Raw genomic sequence first — 18266 nt, 5'->3', positions numbered from 1 at the left:
CCCACAGGGGACTGGAGTTCGTTCGAGATCGTTTCTTTGGAAGTCATGCGCCAGACTCCTGAATCGCCCGCACCACGGTGTTGAGGTTGCCGGTCATTTCCTTTTCGTACTTGTCGGCGGTGTATTCGCCGTAGGAAATGTGCGACAGCGGATACAGCTTGACGCCGGACTCACGCTGAATGGTCTCGACATAAGTGGACGGGAAATCCATCTCGGAGAAGATCACTTTCACGTCCAGTTCACGCAACTGGTCGATGGTTTTCTTCAACTGGCTTGGGCTCGGCTCGATGCCGTGGGCCGGTTCGACCACGGCGGTTACTTCCAGGCCGAACTCGCGTAGCAGATAGTCGTAAGCGGCGTGCACCGTGGCCACGCGCAGTTCGGCGTTTGGCGCTTGAGTCAGCTTGGCCAGGGCGTCGGCGCGCATCTGTCGCAGGCGTTTGCCGTAGGCGCGGGCGTTCTGGGTGTAGATCTTGGCGTTGTCCGGGTCGAGTTTGCCCAGTTCGCGGGCAATGTTGTTGACCTGGGCAATGGACGCGCTGATCGACAGGAACGTGTGTGGGTTCACCACTTTACCGGCGCCGCGCGCGGCAACCCCGGTGGCTGCCAGTAGCGGCACGTTTTCGTTGGCTTCGATGGTCTTGATGTTCGGCGTTTCGCTGGCGGCAATCATGCGGTCGGCGAAGTCGTCATGCCCGACGCCGTTGAGCACGATCACATCCAGCCCGCTGATGCGTTTGATGTCCTCGGCCCGTGGCTCGTAGGCATGCGGATTGAAGCCGGCGGGAATCAGCGGCACCACCTCGGCCTTGTCACCGACGATGTTCGCCACATAGCTGTAGTAAGGGTGCAGGGTAATGCCGATGCGCAGGCGTTTGGCCGGATCGGCGCTGGCCAGCGGGCTCAGCAGGCAGGCACACAGGCCCACTAAAAAGAGGCGTAACAACGGACGGCGAGGCGATGAAATAGACATGGGCAAGCGGTCTTCTCTCGGAGGAGGGCGAGGAATCAATGGCGATGTTCGCGGGTAACCCCGGCATCGTATTGCGCGACGATCTGTTTCCAGCCAGAGGCGGACAGGGCGGCTTCAGTCAGTTCGGTCGGCGCTGTTAGATTGGCATTACGGTTGAGCCAGATGTCCGGCGTAGCCTTGTCGTCGGCACTCAGCAGCATGACGAACGAGCCAGCGACAGTCGGGTTCTGGCTTTGACCGACATACGCGGTGTCCGCCAGCAACTGCCAGGCATGACCACCCCGGCTGACCGAACTCGCATCCTGAGCAAACGGGGCAAATCCTTCGTCGGCCAGACTCTGCGGTGTCGGCAAGGCGTGCTGTTCTTCGCGCAGCAAGCGGATTTCATCGAGGGTCACCCGCAGGTCGGCGTAGATGCCTTGCTCGGCTGCACTAAGGTCGCGGCGCGCGTCGAGCTGGTGGGTCGCCACTGGCTCGGGTTCGTGGGAAACCCCGCGCCACGCAACCACGGAACCTGCGACCGCGAGAATCAACAGGCACAACAACAGCACGTTGAGGGTTTCATGACCGGCACCGGCCGGACGCACGATTTGTCGGGTGGGCGTACTCATGGGGCTTCGATATCCGCTTGGTCGATTTCCACCACGTGGCCGGGACCCGCGTCGAACAGTACGTAGAACTCGGCGCCGGGTTTCTTGAAGGTCAGGGTCGAGTCACTGCCGAGCTTGCCCGGCACCAGAACAGTTTCGTCATAGCCGATCACATCAAGCGTCACCCCCGGCGCACCGCTGCCGTCGGAGAACCCGCCGGTGCATTTGATCTGCTCGGCGTCGATGGCTTTGCATTCGCACATCGGGTTGTGTGCCAGCGCACTGGCACTGAAGCCGGCGCACAGCACCAACAGCGCGGTATTCAACCGCAGGCGGGAACGGCGTTGCGAGCAAGTCATGGTTTGGCTCCTTGTTTGTTCAACCAGGCAATGGTGGCGGGAGAGGCCTGACTCAGAGGGATCGAAGCCTGATGCATGCTGCCGTCCCAGCCTTCCATGGTGATCCACAGTTCGGCGTCGGCTTTGGTTTTTTCCGGAACCGGCAGTTGGCTGCCCATGCGATAAGGTGTACCGAAGAAAATCACCCCGGCGGCACGCAGGCTGCGCGGCTTGCCGATGCGCAGATAAGTGGCCTTGACTTGCTCAACGCAGGCATCGCACAGCGCCGCGTTGAAGTCCTTCATGTAGCCAGCGGGACCGCTCAAATGCGGGGCTTCGTTGCGCAGTTCGGCCAGACGCAAGCTCCAGGGGCCGACCTGAACGTCACCTATTTCGCGCTCGCCCAGGCCACTGTCGCCGCGAAACAGCGACATGTCGGCGAAGTACTTGGGCATGAATCCCAACGGGATCAGCAACAGCAGCGCATTGATGTGGAAGCGCCATTTGTGCCAGAAACGGCTCAGGCGCGACGGTGGGGTGGCGGTGCTGGACTGGCTCACAGGTTTGCCTCCGAGGTTTCACGGGCGAGGGCCGTTCGTACCGGGGCGCTGCGGGCCTTCTTGCTTTCGCGCTTGAGTGCGTTGGCGGTGGCCAGAGCGGTGCGTTTGGTCCAGATCAGCAGACCGCTGAGCACCATCATGCTCAACAGCAGGCCGAAGAAGAACCAGATCAGCTTGATCCACAGTCCACCGAAATCACCGGTGTGCAGCGGACGCATGGATTCGGTGACGAACTCCAGGGAAGAGCGGTCGGTGATCAGTCGCGAGGCGGCCATGTCACCGTTGAACGGATTAAGCGTGGCCGTCTGGAACATCAGCGGATACCAGCCACGACCGCCGACGCTCATGTGGCTGTAGGCATTGCCGGGCATGCTGATGAAGCTGACTTCGAGGCCGGGGATTTTCTGTTCGGCAATCTCCACCGCCCGATCCAGGCTGATCCGTGGCGGCGGCGAAGCATCAGCCGAGATCGGCACGCTCTCACGCGCCATGGCCGGAATAATGGGTTCGGTCGAGATCGATACCTGGTTGTCGAACAGGAAAGCCTGAATCAGGAACCAGGTACCGGTTATCGAAATCACCGCGATAAACCAGATCGACCAGATCCCGCTGAGGCGGTGGAAGTCCCCCCAGAAAATCCGTGCGCCGTGGCGAATGCGCAAGGTCGGGCGCAGAAAGCCTTTCCAGAAACGCTTGTACACCACAAGGCCGGTCACCAGCGAGGCGAGCATCGGCAAACCGAGGAACGACACCAGATACCAGCCCCAGCTGTAACCGTTGGTGAAGGGCACCAGCCACCAGCCATGCAGGGCGCGGGTAAAGGCCTGGAAGTTGAAATCGGGTGCGCTGCCTTGTATCACGCCGGTGTACGGGTTGACGTAAACGGTCTGCGAGCGTCCGTCCGGATAACTTACGCTGACGTCGAGGGCGAAGTGTGATTCGTCCGGTCGGCTGATGCTGTCTACCAGTGTTTGCGGTTCGGCTTTTTTAATGGCGGCCAGCACCTGCTCAAAGCTGAGCAGCGGCGCATCCTCCGCAGGCTGGCTCGCGCGCATCTGCGGGTTGGCCAGCCAGACGATTTCCTGGCTGACCACCGCCAAAGTGCCGGTGACACAGACGATCAGGACAAAGAACCAGATCGGTAACGCCAGCCAGCTATGAACGAGGAACCACAGTTTGGAGCGGGATTTCTTCGACATGATTGCGCGTCTTGATAGCGGTGAAAGGGCGCGTGGCTACGGGCTTCGCAGCACGGCAGACCCTGAAAGGCCGAACGTGGCTTTTGCCTACGCGAACGGCCTGCATCTCTATAGGACGGATGAGCGAGACAAATCCCGAAAGGTGATATGAAAGCAAATGTTTCCCAATTCCCCGGTCACCACAAATCCCCTTGTGGGAGCGAGCCTGCTCGCGAAGGCGCCGGGTCAGTCACTTCATCCTGTGCTTGGTCTACCGCTTTCGCGAGCAGGCTCGCTCCCACAGTAATTTCCGGTGTGACCATTATCTATGCCACCCAACGAAACCCTGTGGGAGCGAGCCTGCTCGCGAAGAGGCCAGTCCAGACACTGAAATGCTCAACCCTGCTGAAACATATCCATCGCCCGCTGTTTGATCTGTTCCTCGGTCAGATCCTCCTTGCGCGTAGCCAGAAACCACAGATGCCCATACGGATCCTTCAACGTCCCGCTGCGATCACCGTAAAACTGATCCTTGACCTCGGACACCGCCGTCGCCCCGGCATCCAGTGCCCGTTGAAACGACTTGTCGACATCGGTGACATACAGATGCAAACCGACCGACACCGCTTGCTCCGGACTGCTCAACGGCCCCTGATCGCACGGCGAGCCGAGCATGATCGCGCTGTCGCCGATGCGCAGTTCGGCGTGGCCGATGCCGCCGTCGGGCATGGTCAGGCGCATGACTTCGGTGGCGCCGAAGGCTTTTTTGTAGAAATCGATGGCCTCGGCGGCTTTGTGGATGCCGAGATACGGGGTAATGCTGTGATACCCCTCGGGAATGGGTTTGACGCTCATGACGTTCTCCCTGAATTGTTGTTCTTTGGGACAGGACTCCACCGGATTTGTGGAAGATTCACTATAGAACCGTCCTCACCGTGCACATTTTTGCCCGACGAGCAGTACCCATCATCGGGGATTGCACACAACCCCTGTGGCGAGGGAGCTTGCTCCCGCTGGACAGCGAGCGGCCCTGAAACCTGCTTCCCCATTCCCGCAGACAAACCTCACTGACTGGCTTTGCGAGTGCTGCGCAGCCGAACGGGAGCAAGCTCCCTCGCCACAGGGGGGCTTCATTAAGCCTTGGGAAAGTGCGGCCCCGGTCCTTGTTCGCCCAGCACATCACCCTGATTACGCAGCGGGCAGGCCTCCATCGACAAACACCCACAACCAATGCAGCCATTGAGCCGGTCACGCAGCAGTGTCAATTGCTCGATCCGCTCATCCAGTTCCCGGCGCCATTGCTGCGAGAGGATTTTCCAGTCTGCCGCGCTGGGTGCACGATCATCTGGCAGGATCTTCAAGGCTTCGCCAATCTCCGCCAACGGAATCCCCAGCCGCTGCGCGACTTTGATCAACGCCACCCGGCGCAGTACTTCGCGTGGATAGCGCCGCTGATTGCCGGCATTGCGCTGGCTCTTGATCAAGCCTTTGGCTTCATAAAAGTGCAGGGCCGTGACCGCCACGCCACTGCGCGCCGCGACTTCGCCGACCGTTAACTGCTTGTGCACATTTTCTTTGCTGATCATCTGCAGACAGCTCTTGACCTTGACTTAACTAGAGGTTTTACCCTGCAGGCCTTCGAGTCGCAAGATTCGTCTGACCGATAAGTGGGGACTTCCATGCAAGCATCAGCGAACAATCGCAGCTTTACCCAGTTGATCGAATTCGAGATCGAGCCGCGTCAGCAACCCGCCCTTGTCACTGCGTTGTCGCGGCAGACCGAGCGCCTGGCTCAGCGTTATGCCGGTTTTCTCAGTGCCAGTGTGCAGGCCAGCGATGACGGTCGGCGCGTGTTGAGTTTCCTCCAATGGCAGTCCCGCGAGGCAGGGGAGGCGGCGTTTCGCAGCTTCGAAAGCGGCGAGCAGGACTTCTGGCAACTGATTCACGCCCATCAGGCGAAAACCGTCACCTTCAATTCGTTTCAGGTGCTGAGCAGCATCGCCCGCAGTCACGACGATGCGTTGCACTGCCACCTGGTCGGCTAGATCGACAACTGGATCAAGCGCTCGCCTTGCAGGTTTTCCGTGAGTCGCCGCTTGTTCACCGCCAGTTCGCCGATCTTGATTAAACGTGTGCGGGTGACGTTACGGCTCAGGCCGAGCAGCGCCGCGGTGTGCACCTGGTTGTAATGGCAAAAGCGATACGCCGCGCGCAGCAGGGCGTCTTCGACTTTTTCGTGCAAAGCGCCGGCCTGTTGCGCGAACAGTTTTTGAAAGGCCTGTTCCAGCAACGCTTCCGGTGAATCATCGGCGCTGCCGTGATGATCGTCCGGGCGTTCGATGCGCAGGTTCGACAGGCGCAAGTCATCGCGCTCGATCACGCCGTGGCGGCAGATCAGCAGGGTGTGATGGATGACGTTTTCCAGTTCCCGAATGTTGCCCGGCCAACTGTAGGCACGCAGTTTGTGCTCGGCGCCGGGGCTGATGCTGACCCGGCCATAACCGAGGCGTTGGCTGTAGGCCTCGATGAAATGGCGGGTCAGCGGGAGGATATCGCCGGGACGCTCGCGCAACGGACTCAGTTCCAGATTGACCACGTTGAGGCGGTAATACAGATCCTCGCGGAAATGGCCGGCATTGATGGCTTTCTCCAGCTGCACGTTCGTCGCCGCCAGTACCCGTACATCGATGGCAATGCTTTTGCGCGAGCCCAGTCGCACCACTTCGCGTTCCTGCAACACCCGCAGCAACTTGACCTGAATCGCCATCGGCAGATCGCCGATTTCATCAAGAAACAACGTGCCGCCATCTGCTTCCTCGAACCACCCGGCCTTGGCGCTCAGCGCGCCGGTGAACGCGCCTTTTTCATGACCGAATAATTCCGCTTCCACCAGCGACTCGGAAAACGCCCCGCAATTGACCGCGATAAACGGTCGATGACGACGGTTGCTGAGGTTATGAATATGCCGCGCCACCAGCTCTTTGCCGGTACCGGTCTCGCCGATGATCAGCACACTGGCTTCACTCGGTGCGACCTGTTGCAAATGCGCCAGCAGGGCTTGGGACTTGGGGTCTTCGAATACCTGCGCGGTGGCGCGGATCGACGTGGCGAGCGCGGGGGAGGGCGGTAGGGTCAGCAGTTGCATGGGCTCGTCCTTCTTTTTAGTTCAAATGCAGGCAGGTCAGGAATAGAAGGTCGGCACCGGCAGCGACTGATTCAGCGCCCAGTCGCCCAACTCATGAAGTTTGTAGTCCAGCGGGTCGTGCAGGGTCTGCGTGCGCAGGTTGCGCCAGTGGCGGTCGAGGCGCAGGGAGGCGTGGGTAGAGCGCGCGCCGGTCACTTCGAACAGACGGCTGCAAATCTCCAGGCCCTGGCGGCTGGCGGCGACTTTCGCGGTAGCAATTGCCGTGGCGACATGACCGCGCTCTTCGGCACTGAGATTCGGACCCTTGGCCCAGGCCTCATCGAGCAACGCCGCCGCGCGTTCGACCAACAGGCGAATGCCTTCCAACGCCACCCAGAACTCGCCGTAATGCGCGAGCACGTAGGGATCTTCACGTACATCGCGCGCCGTGGATTTATGCCAGAGCCGGGTTTCACCGAGGGTGTAGTGCCGCGCCTCTTCGAAAGCGCCTTCGGCAATCCCGAGAAACATATGCGTGAACGTCAGCTGCGCGATCAATGGCCGTAGACAGGCGAACGGTGTGCTCAGCGGGCCGGGATCGAGGAGCAATTCCGACTCTTCGACGCGCACCCGTTCAAACGTCGCGCTGCCGCTGTCGGTCTGACGCTGGCCGATGTTGTTCCAGTCGTTGTGCAGGGTGATGCCACTGCGGCCGCTGGGAATCGCCGCGATCAGCAACTTGCCGCCCGCGCTTTCATCGACGGCCGAGGCGATCAGCATTTGTGAGTCGCTGGCGCCGGAGCAGAAGTTTTTCTTCCCGGAAAACTCGCGCCAGCCACCGAGATCCTTGACCACGGTGCGGGTGTCGAGCGGGTTGAGTGCATTGCCCCAGAACCAGTTCTGCCGCGCGGTCTGTTCGAACCACGGCTGCCATTGTTCCGCCCGGGAGAACAGGCGCACGGTGGCGAGCATCAAGTGATGAAAACCGAAGACGTGGGCAATCGAGCTGTCGACCTTGGCGAACTCGCGGACCACCTGCAGGGTTTCACTCCAGCTCGCGCCGAGACCGCCGTAGCGGGTGGGAATGCTCAGAGCCAGCAGGCCGCTGTCGCGCAGGGCATCGCGCTCGGCCTTCGGCGTGCCGCCACGTTCGTCACGCTCGACGGCGGTCAGGGCAAACTCGGCGGCCAGTTGGCGCGCGGTCTGCAGCGGGGATAACAAGGTACTTTGCGGTTTGGCGGTCACACCAACACTCCTGAATTCACTCAGCCGGTATAGGAGCTGCCGCAGGCTGCGATCTTTTGATGTTGTTTTTAAGATCAAAAGATTGCAGCCTGCGGCAGCTCCTACACAAGGGATCCGGTTTATGCCGAGGCTTTGCCGGGCAGCACGTCGTTGGCAATCATTTCGCCAAACGGCCCGGTCAGATTGGTCACGCCACGCCCGGCCAGACTTGCGTAAGGCTCGGGCAGCAACGGGAACACCAACTCGGCAAAGCGGTAGGCCTCTTCCAGATGCGGATAACCTGAGAAGATGAAGCTCTCGATGCCCAGGTCCGCGTATTCCTTGATCCGCGCCGCCACTTGCTGCGGATCGCCGACCAGCGCCGTGCCGGCACCGCCGCGCACCAGACCGACACCGGCCCACAGGTTGGGGGCAATTTCGAGGTTGTCGCGACGGCCATCGTGCAAGGCCGCCATGCGTCGCTGGCCTTCGGAGTCGAACCGCGAAAAGGATTTCTGCGCCGCCTCGATGGTCTCGTCGCTGATGTGTTCGATCAGCTTGTCCGCGGCTTTCCAGGCCTCTTCGGCAGTCTCGCGCACGATCACATGCAAGCGGATGCCGAACTTCACCTTGCGCCCGTGCCGCGCCGCGCGCTCGCGCACGTCGGCGAGTTTTTCCGCAACAGCGGCCGGTGGTTCGCCCCAGGTCAGATAGACATCGACTTGCTCGGCGGCCAGATCATGCGCCGCATCGGAGGAACCGCCGAAGTACAGCGGCGGATAAGGTTTCTGCACCGGCGGGTATAGCGCTTTGGCGTTCTGCACCTTCAGATGTTTGCCGTCGAAATCGACCGCTTCGCCTTGCAACACGCGGCGCCAGATTTTCAGGAATTCATCAGTGACTTCATAGCGCTCGGCGTGACTGAGAAAACTGCCGTCGCCACGGTTCTCGTCCGGATCGCCGCCAGTCACGACGTTGATCAACAAGCGGCCGTTGGACAACCGATCCAGAGTTGCAGCCATGCGTGCCGAGACCGTCGGCGAAATGATCCCCGGTCGAATCGCCACCAGATAACGCAGGCGTTCAGTCAGCGGCACCAGCGCCGAGGCGATCACCCACGAGTCCTCGCAAGAGCGTCCGGTGGGAATCAGCACGCCGTGGTAGCCAAGGCTGTCGGCGGCCTGCGCCACTTGTTTGAGATAGTTGAGGGTGACCGGACGCGCCCCTTGGGTGGTGCCCAGATAGTGACCATCACCGTGGGTCGGCAGGAACCAGAAAACATCCATGAATGGCTCCTTATGCGATCTTCAGCAAGGGTTTGATTTGTGTGGCGAACAGCGGCGCGGCGCGTTCGGCGGCCAGGCGGATGCGCGCCTTCAACAGTTCGCTGGTGATCTGGTAATCGGCGAAGTCGGCTTCGGTGGCGTACACGCCGATCGGCAAGGTCATGGCCTGGAAGAAGCTGAACAGCGGCCGCAACTGGTGATCGAGCACCAGCGCATGGCGTTCGCTGCCGCCGGTGGCGGCGAGCAGCACCGGAGTGTCGATCAAGGCGTTGAGGTCGATCAGGTCGAACAGATGCTTGAGCAGGCCCGGGTAGGAACCGCGATAAACCGGCGCGGCAACGATCAGCAGATCGGCCTGTTCAATGGCCTGCAACTCGGCTTCAACCCCTGCACTGAGTTCCTGACGCGACAACGCGCCGCCGAGCGGGCGAGCGATATCACCGAGTTCGATCAAATGGCTTTCAATGGTCAAGTGCCCGGCCAGTTCGGCGATCAAGGCTTGGGTTAGCACCAGGGTACGGGACGGACGCCAGGTGCCGCCGGAGAGGGCGACGACTTTCAGGGGACGCGACATGATCAGTTCCTTTTTTCAACAGTTGCTCAGCGAGCAGTGAGTGAGTCACCGGGTCTGAGCAAGCGCTGTACCAATTCCTGGAAGCCCCGGATTACAGGGCGTTGAGCGTTAGCGCGGCGGTCGCCCCTGTGAGTGACAGGGCGCTTTGTTGAATCAGTGTTGGCTGAGCAACAGTTGCTGGAGCAACAGTGCTTACCGCATGGGGGGAGTTATAAAGGCAGTTTGTTATTCCGTAAAAGAACGTTAATTGATATTTATAGATCGTTAGGAGATATGTGCCGGCACGTGTCGATTTCCTGATAGCCACTATTGAGAGCGTTGATTTCTGTGTGAGCGTGCCCGGGCGTAGCCTTTGTCCATCGACTACCCATTGCTCGCCAGGACGCTCCCATGAATCGTTTACTGACTGTTTCACTGTTGCTCGCTGTCTCCGTACTCGCCGGTTGTGCCGGACACGTTTCACCGGAACTGCGCCCATACACTGATGAAGAATCCCGCGAATTGGCGATGGAAGCGCTGAATCGCAGCGGCTTGTCTTTCGACGAATACCACGCGAAAAAAGCCCAACTGCTCGGTCAGACCCAGTTCGACAAAAGAGCTGAAATGAGTGCCGAACGTGCCGTACAGCTGCACGGTCGCCCAAGCTGAAAACAAACTGTACTGCTGGAAGTTTTACCCAACTGTCCGTGGGCTTGCCGGGCGGCGTGGGATAGGGTCAACACCTGAATGACCCTGATGGACTGCCTGCCATGAACCTCTCGCTTGATCTGCTGTTGGGCTTTGCCCTGTTTGCCCTTGTCACCTCGATTACGCCGGGGCCGAACAACACCATGTTGCTGGCATCGGGGGTGAATTTCGGCTTCAACCGCACCATCCCGCACATGCTCGGGATTACCTGCGGCTTCTTTGTTCTGGTTGTGGCCGTGGGCTTTGGCCTTGGCGCGGTGTTTCAGACCTATCCGATTCTTTATACGGTTCTGCGCTATGTCGGCGCGGCGTATCTGTTGTATCTGGCGTGGAAAATCGCGCACTCGGGACCTGTCGGTGACAGCGCGGAAGGCGAGGCTAAGCCGATCAGCTACCTCGGCGCCGCCGCGTTTCAGTGGGTCAATCCCAAGGCGTGGATCATGGCCATCGGCGCCATCAGCACCTATACGCCGATGCAGGGCTATTTCAGCAATGTCGTGGTGATTGCCGCGGTGTTCGCCATCATCAACCTGCCGAGTGTCGGCGTCTGGGCGGCCTGCGGTACGTTGTTGCGCAATGTGCTGAAGGATCCGCGCTGGTTGCGCGTGTTCAACTGGGGCATGGCGGCGCTCTTGGTGATTTCGCTGTACCCGTTACTTCTCGAAAGCTTTAGCTGAAGCTTGGCTTCAACCGCAGGCCGGATGCCTGTTAAGCTCGACTTCAGGAGCGTTCCTACGCACTTTAAATGAAGTTGTTCTTCTTTAACGGCATCCGATCAGGTATTGATGACGCTCTCGAACCGACGCGCAGCTCACAAGGCTGCGCCGTGCCGTTTGCAGACACGAGCCTCCTGATCCCGGAACACGCTCTGCGAGTCTTTTATGAACACACGTCCGTTGTATTTCGATTACGCCGCTACCACCCCGGTGGACGAGCGGGTCATCCAGGTGATGATCGAGTGTCTGGGGTTTCACGGTAACTTCGGTAACCCGGCTTCCAGCTCCCACGCGTTCGGCCAACAGGCTCGGCACACGGTCGAGCAGGCCCGCCGACAGGTCGCCGAACTGGTCGGCGCCAAGGCTGAGCAGATTGTCTGGACCTCCGGTGCCACCGAGTCCAATAACCTCGCCCTCAAAGGCGTGGCGCAGGCCCGCGGTGTCTCCGGCGGCCACATCATCACCAGCCAGATCGAACACAAAGCCATCCTCGATACCGCCCGCCAATTGCAGGACGCCGGCATCGCCGTGACCTATCTGGTGCCGGACGCCGATGGCCTGATCACGCCGCAAGCCGTCAGTGAAGCCATGCGTGATGACACCTTTCTGGTGTCGCTGATGCTGGTCAACAACGAGCTGGGCACCGTCAATGATGTTCAAGCGATTGGCGCCGTTGTGCGCAGTCGCGAGGCGTTGTTCCATGTCGATGCGGCGCAGGGAGCCGGCAAGGTCGCGATCGATCTGGCGCAATGGCCGGTAGACCTGATGTCGTTTTCGGCGCACAAGCTTTACGGCCCCAAAGGCATCGGTGCGTTGTATGTCGGCCCACGGGCGCAGCAGCGGTTGCAGGCGCAGATTCACGGCGGCGGTCACGAAGGCGGCTTGCGCTCCGGAACCTTGGCGACTCACCAGATTGCCGGGATGGGCGCAGCGTTTGCTTTGGCCGCCGAGGCATTCGATGCCGAGAAAAAATCCATCGTCGCACTGCGCGAACGCTTGCTCGAGCAACTGCTCAGCCTGCCGGGCGTGCGCCTGAACGGCTGCGCCACTCAGCGCATTCCGCATACCTTGAGCCTGACCTTCAGCGAAGGCGAATTCAACAGCGCGGCATTGAGCCATTCGATCGCGTTTTCCGCGACCTCGGCCTGCAATTCGGCCAGTAACACGCCATCCCACGTGCTGTTGGCGCTGGGGCATGACGCGCATCTGGCCGGTCGCACCATTCGCCTGAGCCTCGGCCGCTTCACCACTGCCGAAGATATCGACAAGGCCGTTCAACTGATCAAGACCGCCTGCGCCAGTGCTCCGGCATTTTGGGCGACCGGGCTTTAAACGAGCCGACCTCACGGCTACGAACAATAACGATGAAGTGATTAGCAGGAGACAAGATGAGTACCCAGACCTCGACCGAAGGATCGGTGCCCCAGCGCTTGGCGCAGACCCGTGAACTGATGCGCCGCGAAGGCATTCATGCGCTGTTGGTGCCGTCCGCCGACCCGCATTTGTCGGAATACCTGCCGGGTTACTGGCAGGGCCGGCAGTGGTTGTCGGGCTTCCATGGTTCGGTCGGGACGTTGATCGTCACCGCTGATTTCGCCGGTGTCTGGGCCGACAGCCGTTATTGGGAGCAAGCGACCAAGGAGCTCAAGGGCAGCGGCATCGAATTGGTCAAACTACAACCGGGTCAGCCGAGCCCACTGGACTGGCTGGCCGAGCAGACACCAGAAGGTGGTGTGGTCGCGGTTGACGGTGCAGTGATGGCCGTGGCGTCGGCGCGTACCCTGAGCAGCAAGCTTGAAGCACGCGGTGCGCGCCTGCGTACCGACATCGATCTGCTGCAGGAAGTCTGGCGCGATCGCCCGAGCCTGCCGAATGCACCGATCTACCAGCATCTGCCGCCGCAAGCGACGGTCAGCCGTGGCGAGAAACTCGCCAAACTGCGCGAAACCTTGCGGGAGCGCGGCGCTGAATGGCATTTCATCGCCACCCTCGACGACATTGCCTGGCTATTCAACCTGCGCGGCGGCGATGTCTCTTTCAACCCGGTGTTTGTTTCGTTTGCCTTGATCGATCAACAGCAGGCGACGTTGTTCGTGGCGCTGAGCAAGGTCGACGCGGATTTGCGTGCGGTGCTGGAGGCGGATGGCGTGACGCTGCGTGATTACCGCGAAGTCGCCGATGCCCTGCGTGCCGTGCCGAGCGGCGCGAGCCTGCTGGTCGACCCGGCGCGAGTGACTACTGGTTTGCTGGATAACCTCGACAACGCTGTGAAACTGGTCGAAGGCCTGAACCCGACCACGTTGGCCAAGTCGCAGAAAAGCGAAGCGGACGCCGAACATATTCGCCAAGCGATGGAACAGGACGGTGCGGCACTGTGCGAATTCTTTGCCTGGCTGGAATCGGCCTGGGGTCGCGAACGCATTACCGAACTGACCATCGACGAGAAGCTCACCGCTGCCCGCGAACGTCGTCCGGATTATGTCTCGCTGAGTTTCAACACCATCGCCGCGTTCAACGCCAACGGCGCCATGCCGCATTACCACGCCACCGAGGAAGAGCATGCGGTGATTGAGGGTGACGGCTTGCTGCTGATCGACTCGGGTGGTCAATACCTGGGCGGCACCACGGATATCACGCGAATGGTGCCGGTCGGTACACCGACCGAAGAGCAGAAGCGCGATTGCACGCGCGTGTTGAAGGGCGTGATTGCCCTGTCGCGCGCGCAGTTCCCGAAAGGCATTCTCTCGCCGCTGCTGGACGCCATTGCCCGTGCGCCGATCTGGGCCGACAGCGTGGATTACGGTCACGGCACCGGTCACGGCGTTGGCTACTTCCTCAACGTCCATGAAGGCCCGCAGGTGATCGCCTATCAGGCAGCGCCTGCACCGCAGACGGCCATGCAGCCGGGGATGATTACCTCGATCGAGCCGGGCACTTACCGTCCGGGTCGTTGGGGCGTGCGTATCGAGAACCTGGCGATGAACCGCGAGGCGGGTAGCAGCGAATTCGGTGAGTTCCTCAAGTTTGAAACCTTGACCCTGTGCCCGATCGACACGCGTTGCCTGCTGCCGGCGCTGCTGACTGAGGAAGAGAAACAGTGGTTCAACGCCTACCACGCACAAGTGCGTGAGCGGTTGAGTCCGTTGCTTGAGGGTGCGGCGCTGGAATGGTTGAACACCCGCACGGCCGCGATCTGATCGGTTGCAATTCAGGCGCTGTTACCAGCGCCTGAATGATCACCTAGCCCTGGCGCAGGGTTTCCTCAACGAAATCGAGCCGATCCTGGCCGAAGAACAGCTGCTTGCCGATAAGCATACTGGGCGCGCCGAACACGCCGCGTTTAACTGCAGTTTCGGTGTTGTCTTTGAGTACGGCTTTGACAGACTCGTCGTTGCTCAGCGCCAGAACTTCATGCGGATCGAAGCCGTGTTCACTCAGCACTGCGGCGACCGTTTGCGGTTCGTCCAGGCTGCGTCCTTCGACCCACAGCGCCGTGAACAGGCAATCGATAAAGGCCTGAAAGCGTTCTGGTTGGCGCAATTGGATGCCAGTGACCGCACGCATCAGCATCAGTGTGTTGATCGGGAAATGCGGATTGAATGTCAGCGGCACCCCGTAGCGTTTCGCGTAGCGATCCAGATCCTTGAACATATACCGACCCTTCGCCGGAATCATCGCAGGCGATGCGTTGCCAGTTGCCTTGAATACGCCACCGAGCAGCATCGGGATGTAGATCAACTCACTGTTCGTTTCGGCACAAATCCTTGGCAGTTGGGTGTAGGCCAGATAAGTGGCAGGGCTGCCGAGGTCGAAATAGAACTCCACGGTTTTAGTCATTTTCGCGTCTCTGTCGTTATTGTTATGGCGGGGCTTACCAGCGTTCGTTCCAGGGGCGCAGGTCCAGTTCGAAGGTCCAGGCATCCCGTGGCTGACTGTGCAAATACCAGTAGTTTTCGGCAATGTGCTCGGGATTGAGGATGCCATCCTGATCCTTGGTGGCGTACTTCTCGGGAAAACTGTTGCGAATGAAATCGGTGTCGATCGCACCATCGACCACCACATGGGCTACATGGATGTTCATCGGCCCCAGTTCCCGCGCCATGCTTTGCGCAAGGGCGCGAATACCGTGCTTGGCGCCGGCGAAGGCGGCGAAGCCGGAAGCGCCGCGAAGTCCTGCAGTCGCTCCGGTGAATAGAATCGTGCCGCGCTGGCGCGTGACCATGCGTTTGGCCACTTCACGGGCATTGAGGAATCCGGAGAAGCAGGCCATCTCCCAGATCTTGAAATATTTGCGCGCGGTTTCTTCGAGGATGCTGCATGGCACATTGGCGCCAATGTTGAACACAAAGGCTTCTATCGCACCGAGGCGGGTTTCGATGTCTTCAATCAGGGCGATGACGTCTTCTTCCTTGCGCGCGTCGCAGGCAAATCCGTGGGCCTCGCCGCCTTCAGCCTTGATCGCATCCACCAGCGGTTGCAATTTGTCGGCGCTGCGTCGGGTTACGCAAGCGATGAATCCCTCTTTGGCAAAACGTTTGGCAATCGCTCCGCCCGTGGCATCGCCGGCGCCAACCACCAATACGACCTTCTTGTTATTCATGGGTAGATCCCTTTATTAAACGATCGTTAAGTGAACGAACGTTATGCTAGGATCCAGACCACGTCAAGGCAGTCGATTCGAGGGCATACACATGCGTTATTCCGCCAGTCACAAGTTGGAAACCCGGGAAAAGCTATTGCAGAGCAGCGCGCTGTCAGCAAAACGTTCGGGGTTTTCCACGGTAGGTGTCGATGGTTTGATGAAGGCTATCGGGTTGAGCGGTGCGGCGTTCTACAGCCACTTCTCGTCGAAAGATGCCTTGTTTACTGCCATCGTCGAACGAGAGTTGGGTCAAAGCCTTGAGCGCCTGGGGGGCGAGGGCACGCTGGATCGTCAGCGGCTGGAGCGCTGTCTCAAACACTATCTGAGCATGGCCCACGTAGAACAACCTGAGGTCGGTTGCGCGTTGCCTGCGCTAGGTGCAGAAATTGCCCGAGCGGATGTTCAGGTCCGCGAGCAGGCCGAGCTGTGGATTTGTCGGCTTCAGGAGTGCTGGGCACAAATACTTGAGAGCGAGACCCTGGCTTGGTCGGTGCTGTCGCAATGCGTTGGGGCATTGGTGGTGGCGCGTATGTTGGTCACGCCGGACGTCCAGCAAGCGGTGCTGAAGTCCAGCCATGAAGAGATTGGCCGGCAGATTGCCGGGCAATGCTGATCTATTTGCAGATGACAATCATGCTGCGACTGGTGTAACCCGCAGGATTGAGACCGAACGGGTAATCGCCGGGCTCTTCCACGGTGTCACCGGATTTGGCGATGACCTTGTAGCCTTTCGGCAAACAAGCGCTGGCGGCGCTGGCGTAGCACTTGTCCCAGGAGGACGATAGCCCTGAGCAGTTGATGTGCAGCCCTTTTTTTCCGCGTTTTACCTTGGTTTCCGAAGTCGCCGCACAACCCGCAATAGCCAGGATGGCGATCAGTATCAAAATTCGTTTCATTACCGTCCTTATAGCGGCCACGAGTCTAATGCTCGGGTTTGCCTGTGTTCGCTTGCGCTCTAAGCGTTTCGAAATCCCTGTCCGAAAAAATCCATGTCTGGCATTGGGTTACGGGTCTAAACATGGCCTAAATGCGCAGCAATTGCCAGACCTTCGTCAAAACCCTTTTCAATCAGCCGCGATTGCGGGCTTCGCGGTGCTACCCATGGTCATGGTGGCGCCGACGGACGCGAGAATAATGCACAGGATCGCCATCCATTGTGACAGTGTGAGGAATTCGTGCAGAAACAGCAGCCCTGATAAGGCTCCGAAAGCCGGTTCGATACTCATCAGTGTGCCGAATGTACGTGCCGGCATGCGGGTGAGGGCGACCATCTCCAGTGTGTAGGGCAGGGCAGTAGACAGGATGGCGACGCCGATGGCGATCGGGATCAAGGAGGGAGTCAATAAGGCCGCACCTGCATGCACAATGCCGATAGGGGCCACGAACAATGCCGCGATCATTACGCCTAATGCAGCGGTCGTCACACCGTTATCGGCACCTGCCTTCTGCCCGAACAGGATGTATAGCGCCCAGCAGACACCGGCGCCCAATGCATACCCAGCACCGACCAGATCGATTCCGGCGCTGGTGGCGCCTGTTGGAATCAGCAACATCAATCCCGCGGCGGCGAGGGCGATCCAGAGAAAGTCGATGGCACGACGGGAGGCGTAGATGGCTACGGCCAGCGGCCCGGTGAACTCGAGGGCAACGGCAATCCCCAGCGGCACAGTGCGCAATGACATATAGAAGAGGAAGTTCATGCCGCCCAGTGCCATGCCGTAAACGATGACCGTGCGCAGGGATTTGGCGGTCAGCCTGGCTCGCCAGGGACGTAGTATCAACAGCATGATTACACTGGCGAAGATCAGGCGCAGCGTAGTGGTTCCCTGAGCGCCAACGATGGGGAACATGCTTTTGGCCAGTGAGGCGCCGGACTGGATTGATGCCATGGCTATTAATAGCAGGCCAACCGGGAACAGCATTGAGGCAAGAGAGCGTGGCTGGTCATTCATCGCGCGGCATCGTCCAAGGTAAAAAGCAGGGTTTTATTTTGGTATTGGGCAATATACTGCGCATTCGTTACCGTTACGTCTATATAGAGGGGGATTTTTCCCTGCTTCGATAGAAAAGCGAAATTAACGGTTGACGGCAGATTTCAGATGTCTATAATTCGCCCCACTTCCGGCGCAGTCGAAACGGAAAACTCCTTGAGATTCAATGAGTTATGTAGGTTTCGGCAGTGGGTTGCTTCAGTTCATCGAAGCCAGAAAGAAGTTGAAAAAGAGGTGTTGACAGCAGCGTGTAACGCTGTAGAATTCGCCTCCCGCTGACGAGAGATCGGAAGCGCAAGTGGTTGAAGTTGTTGAAGAAATCTTCGAGAACTTCTGAAAATAATCACTTGACAGCAAATGAGGCTGCTGTAGAATGCGCGCCT

The 18266-nt window shown here is 59.6% G+C and carries 21 protein-coding genes; 6 read left to right on the top strand and 15 right to left on the bottom strand.

What is annotated here, in order from left to right; all coding sequences use genetic code 11:
- Positions 1 to 43 precede the first annotated feature (43 nt).
- The 7 genes from BK670_RS22045 to soxR all read right to left on the bottom strand — a co-directional run bounded on the left by BK670_RS22045 (position 44) and on the right by soxR (position 5225).
- Complete coding sequence (locus tag BK670_RS22045) at positions 44 to 973, bottom strand: metal ABC transporter substrate-binding protein (RefSeq protein ID WP_123452908.1); 930 nt, start codon at positions 971 to 973, stop codon at positions 44 to 46.
- A 35-nt stretch (positions 974 to 1008) separates the two neighbouring features.
- Complete coding sequence (locus BK670_RS22040) at positions 1009 to 1584, bottom strand: DUF6162 family protein (RefSeq protein WP_123452906.1); 576 nt, start codon at positions 1582 to 1584, stop codon at positions 1009 to 1011.
- Positions 1581 to 1922, bottom strand: a complete 342-nt coding sequence (locus BK670_RS22035) for a hypothetical protein (protein ID WP_123452904.1) — start codon at positions 1920 to 1922, stop codon at positions 1581 to 1583. Before BK670_RS22035 ends, BK670_RS22040 begins: the two co-directional genes overlap by 4 nt.
- Positions 1919 to 2461 carry a thiamine pyrophosphate-binding protein gene (locus BK670_RS22030; protein WP_123452902.1) on the bottom strand — a complete coding sequence of 181 codons (543 nt, stop codon included), beginning with the start codon at positions 2459 to 2461 and terminating at the stop codon, positions 1919 to 1921. The genes BK670_RS22035 and BK670_RS22030 overlap by 4 nt, the downstream gene beginning before the upstream one ends.
- Entirely contained in the window at positions 2458 to 3660 is a 1203-nt protein-coding gene (locus BK670_RS22025; RefSeq protein ID WP_123452900.1) for a PepSY-associated TM helix domain-containing protein, read from the bottom strand. The genes BK670_RS22030 and BK670_RS22025 overlap by 4 nt, the downstream gene beginning before the upstream one ends.
- Positions 3661 to 4035: 375 nt before the next feature.
- On the bottom strand, positions 4036 to 4494 hold the full coding sequence (locus BK670_RS22015; protein WP_123452896.1) for a VOC family protein: 459 nt from the start codon (positions 4492 to 4494) through the stop codon (positions 4036 to 4038).
- 278 nt (positions 4495 to 4772) lie between these two features.
- Entirely contained in the window at positions 4773 to 5225 is a 453-nt protein-coding gene (gene soxR, locus BK670_RS22010) for a redox-sensitive transcriptional activator SoxR (protein ID WP_123452894.1), read from the bottom strand.
- 93 nt (positions 5226 to 5318) lie between these two features.
- Between soxR and BK670_RS22005 the strand changes: the two genes are divergently transcribed.
- Entirely contained in the window at positions 5319 to 5684 is a 366-nt protein-coding gene (locus tag BK670_RS22005; RefSeq protein ID WP_123452892.1) for an antibiotic biosynthesis monooxygenase, read from the top strand.
- Here the strand turns inward: BK670_RS22005 and BK670_RS22000 are convergent.
- The 4 genes from BK670_RS22000 to msuE form a co-directional block, all read right to left on the bottom strand.
- The gene (locus BK670_RS22000; protein WP_123452890.1) at positions 5681 to 6784 is read right to left on the bottom strand and encodes a sigma-54 interaction domain-containing protein; all 1104 of its coding nucleotides are present in this window, start codon (positions 6782 to 6784) and stop codon (positions 5681 to 5683) included. The two genes, BK670_RS22005 and BK670_RS22000, sit on opposite strands and share 4 nt — an antisense overlap.
- A gap of 36 nt (positions 6785 to 6820) precedes the next feature.
- Complete coding sequence (locus BK670_RS21995) at positions 6821 to 8008, bottom strand: acyl-CoA dehydrogenase family protein (protein ID WP_123452887.1); 1188 nt, start codon at positions 8006 to 8008, stop codon at positions 6821 to 6823.
- Positions 8009 to 8127: 119 nt separating this feature from the next.
- On the bottom strand, positions 8128 to 9273 hold the full coding sequence (ssuD, locus tag BK670_RS21990) for an FMNH2-dependent alkanesulfonate monooxygenase (protein WP_123452885.1): 1146 nt from the start codon (positions 9271 to 9273) through the stop codon (positions 8128 to 8130).
- Between the two features lie 10 nt (positions 9274 to 9283).
- Positions 9284 to 9847 (bottom strand): FMN reductase, encoded by a 564-nt coding sequence (gene msuE, locus BK670_RS21985; RefSeq protein ID WP_123452883.1) that lies wholly within the window; start codon positions 9845 to 9847, stop codon positions 9284 to 9286.
- A gap of 390 nt (positions 9848 to 10237) precedes the next feature.
- On the opposite strand from msuE, the gene BK670_RS21980 reads away from it, so the two are divergent.
- From BK670_RS21980 to BK670_RS21965, 4 genes are all read left to right on the top strand, one after another.
- Entirely contained in the window at positions 10238 to 10495 is a 258-nt protein-coding gene (locus tag BK670_RS21980) for a hypothetical protein (protein ID WP_123452881.1), read from the top strand.
- A gap of 101 nt (positions 10496 to 10596) precedes the next feature.
- Positions 10597 to 11211, top strand: coding sequence for a LysE family translocator (locus BK670_RS21975; protein WP_123452879.1), 615 nt, complete (start codon positions 10597 to 10599; stop codon positions 11209 to 11211).
- 204 nt (positions 11212 to 11415) lie between these two features.
- Positions 11416 to 12582: an aminotransferase class V-fold PLP-dependent enzyme gene (locus BK670_RS21970; RefSeq protein ID WP_123452877.1), complete on the top strand. Its 1167-nt coding sequence runs from the start codon at positions 11416 to 11418 to the stop codon at positions 12580 to 12582.
- 56 nt (positions 12583 to 12638) lie between these two features.
- Entirely contained in the window at positions 12639 to 14447 is a 1809-nt protein-coding gene (locus BK670_RS21965; protein WP_123452874.1) for an aminopeptidase P family protein, read from the top strand.
- A 43-nt stretch (positions 14448 to 14490) separates the two neighbouring features.
- Here BK670_RS21965 and BK670_RS21960 read toward each other — a convergent pair whose 3' ends face one another.
- Positions 14491 to 15087 carry a 2-hydroxychromene-2-carboxylate isomerase gene (locus tag BK670_RS21960; protein WP_123452872.1) on the bottom strand — a complete coding sequence of 199 codons (597 nt, stop codon included), beginning with the start codon at positions 15085 to 15087 and terminating at the stop codon, positions 14491 to 14493.
- 34 nt (positions 15088 to 15121) lie between these two features.
- Positions 15122 to 15850 (bottom strand): SDR family oxidoreductase, encoded by a 729-nt coding sequence (locus tag BK670_RS21955; RefSeq protein ID WP_123452870.1) that lies wholly within the window; start codon positions 15848 to 15850, stop codon positions 15122 to 15124.
- A gap of 91 nt (positions 15851 to 15941) precedes the next feature.
- On the opposite strand from BK670_RS21955, the gene BK670_RS21950 reads away from it, so the two are divergent.
- Positions 15942 to 16505, top strand: a complete 564-nt coding sequence (locus BK670_RS21950) for a TetR/AcrR family transcriptional regulator (RefSeq protein WP_123452868.1) — start codon at positions 15942 to 15944, stop codon at positions 16503 to 16505.
- 1 nt (position 16506) lies between these two features.
- On the opposite strand, the gene BK670_RS21945 is transcribed toward BK670_RS21950, so the two are convergent.
- Both BK670_RS21945 and rhtA read right to left on the bottom strand, forming a co-directional pair.
- Positions 16507 to 16788: a hypothetical protein gene (locus tag BK670_RS21945; protein ID WP_123452866.1), complete on the bottom strand. Its 282-nt coding sequence runs from the start codon at positions 16786 to 16788 to the stop codon at positions 16507 to 16509.
- Between the two features lie 168 nt (positions 16789 to 16956).
- Positions 16957 to 17844 (bottom strand): threonine/homoserine exporter RhtA, encoded by an 888-nt coding sequence (gene rhtA, locus BK670_RS21940; RefSeq protein ID WP_123452864.1) that lies wholly within the window; start codon positions 17842 to 17844, stop codon positions 16957 to 16959.
- Between the last annotated feature and the right edge of the window lie 422 nt (positions 17845 to 18266).

This window comes from Pseudomonas fluorescens, from assembly GCF_003732425.1.
In the GTDB taxonomy this organism is placed as follows: domain Bacteria; phylum Pseudomonadota; class Gammaproteobacteria; order Pseudomonadales; family Pseudomonadaceae; genus Aquipseudomonas; species Aquipseudomonas fluorescens_BE.
Note: the sequence above shows the minus strand (reverse complement) of the source record. Positions and strands in the feature narration are given on the sequence as shown.

What these genes read in the sequence shown, in the direction of transcription:
- BK670_RS22045 (WP_123452908.1), bottom strand. Translation starts at nt 973, where the DNA reads ATGTCTATTTCATCGCCTCGCCGTCCGTTGTTACGCCTCTTTTTAGTG.
- BK670_RS22040 (WP_123452906.1), bottom strand. Translation starts at nt 1,584, where the DNA reads ATGAGTACGCCCACCCGACAAATCGTGCGTCCGGCCGGTGCCGGTCAT.
- BK670_RS22035 (WP_123452904.1), bottom strand. Translation starts at nt 1,922, where the DNA reads ATGACTTGCTCGCAACGCCGTTCCCGCCTGCGGTTGAATACCGCGCTG.
- BK670_RS22025 (WP_123452900.1), bottom strand. Translation starts at nt 3,660, where the DNA reads ATGTCGAAGAAATCCCGCTCCAAACTGTGGTTCCTCGTTCATAGCTGG.
- BK670_RS22015 (WP_123452896.1), bottom strand. Translation starts at nt 4,494, where the DNA reads ATGAGCGTCAAACCCATTCCCGAGGGGTATCACAGCATTACCCCGTAT.
- soxR (WP_123452894.1), bottom strand. Translation starts at nt 5,225, where the DNA reads ATGATCAGCAAAGAAAATGTGCACAAGCAGTTAACGGTCGGCGAAGTC.
- BK670_RS22005 (WP_123452892.1), top strand. Translation starts at nt 5,319, where the DNA reads ATGCAAGCATCAGCGAACAATCGCAGCTTTACCCAGTTGATCGAATTC.
- BK670_RS22000 (WP_123452890.1), bottom strand. Translation starts at nt 6,784, where the DNA reads ATGCAACTGCTGACCCTACCGCCCTCCCCCGCGCTCGCCACGTCGATC.
- ssuD (WP_123452885.1), bottom strand. Translation starts at nt 9,273, where the DNA reads ATGGATGTTTTCTGGTTCCTGCCGACCCACGGTGATGGTCACTATCTG.
- msuE (WP_123452883.1), bottom strand. Translation starts at nt 9,847, where the DNA reads ATGTCGCGTCCCCTGAAAGTCGTCGCCCTCTCCGGCGGCACCTGGCGT.
- BK670_RS21980 (WP_123452881.1), top strand. Translation starts at nt 10,238, where the DNA reads ATGAATCGTTTACTGACTGTTTCACTGTTGCTCGCTGTCTCCGTACTC.
- BK670_RS21975 (WP_123452879.1), top strand. Translation starts at nt 10,597, where the DNA reads ATGAACCTCTCGCTTGATCTGCTGTTGGGCTTTGCCCTGTTTGCCCTT.
- BK670_RS21970 (WP_123452877.1), top strand. Translation starts at nt 11,416, where the DNA reads ATGAACACACGTCCGTTGTATTTCGATTACGCCGCTACCACCCCGGTG.
- BK670_RS21965 (WP_123452874.1), top strand. Translation starts at nt 12,639, where the DNA reads ATGAGTACCCAGACCTCGACCGAAGGATCGGTGCCCCAGCGCTTGGCG.
- BK670_RS21960 (WP_123452872.1), bottom strand. Translation starts at nt 15,087, where the DNA reads ATGACTAAAACCGTGGAGTTCTATTTCGACCTCGGCAGCCCTGCCACT.
- BK670_RS21955 (WP_123452870.1), bottom strand. Translation starts at nt 15,850, where the DNA reads ATGAATAACAAGAAGGTCGTATTGGTGGTTGGCGCCGGCGATGCCACG.
- BK670_RS21950 (WP_123452868.1), top strand. Translation starts at nt 15,942, where the DNA reads ATGCGTTATTCCGCCAGTCACAAGTTGGAAACCCGGGAAAAGCTATTG.
- BK670_RS21945 (WP_123452866.1), bottom strand. Translation starts at nt 16,788, where the DNA reads ATGAAACGAATTTTGATACTGATCGCCATCCTGGCTATTGCGGGTTGT.
- rhtA (WP_123452864.1), bottom strand. Translation starts at nt 17,844, where the DNA reads ATGAATGACCAGCCACGCTCTCTTGCCTCAATGCTGTTCCCGGTTGGC.